Source organism: Dellaglioa sp. CoH-57-MRSF-20, assembly GCF_056781955.1.
The window spans coordinates 1-665 of record NZ_JBXAXV010000052.1 but is presented as its reverse complement, the minus strand read 5'-3'; the positions used below and the strand labels follow the sequence as shown (position 1 = coordinate 665).

At 53.4% G+C, this 665-nt stretch carries 1 protein-coding gene; it reads left to right on the top strand.

Features of this window, described 5'->3' with window-relative positions; genetic code table 11:
• Nucleotides 1–529: hypothetical protein (locus AC1RPN_RS08045; protein ID WP_481763688.1), on the top strand; the 529-nt coding region annotated here is incomplete at its 5' end.
• Between the last annotated feature and the right edge of the window lie 136 nt (nt 530–665).

Genomic DNA, 665 nt, shown 5'->3' with positions numbered 1-665 from the left:
ATATGTGTCCACCGGCAAACAGGCAGCAAACGGTGCAGCTTCATATTTGGATGACTTCATTATATGGGACGGCTCTGGCACCTCATTCAACACGTTCCCGATTGGGCCACGACGTATCGGGCTCATGAATCCGAACGCGGCGGGAGACAGCACGCAGTTCACCCCCAGCACAGTGTCTGCCTCTAACTACTCGATGGTAAGCCTAGGCGTTCAATCGTGGGCAGCGACTACCAACGTTTCGGATGCGGGTACCGGCAATTCGGACCTCTATAAAATGTCGGCACTTCAGTACACTCCGGCAACCACCATCGACGCGGTGACGGTTTATGTGCAAGCCACTAACCCAGCAGCCGATGCCGCTCACTCTGTTACCGCGAAGTTGAAGTCGGCAGGCACCGTCGCAACATCCGCACCGCAGACTCTGGTTGCATCGAATGTTTTGTATTCCTCAGTATTTCCGAGGGATGGCGCGGGAAATGCATGGACACTAGCAAACCTGAACGCGGCGCAGGCTGGTATAGGTGACTAAAGATGGCCACATCCACGACACAAGTCAATAAGGTATATCAAGAGGCTATAACCAGCACAACCACCACTGGAAATACTTCGGTGAACAAAGTATTTCAGGAAGTGGTCACCGGACTCGACACAGGAAATCTGCCGTC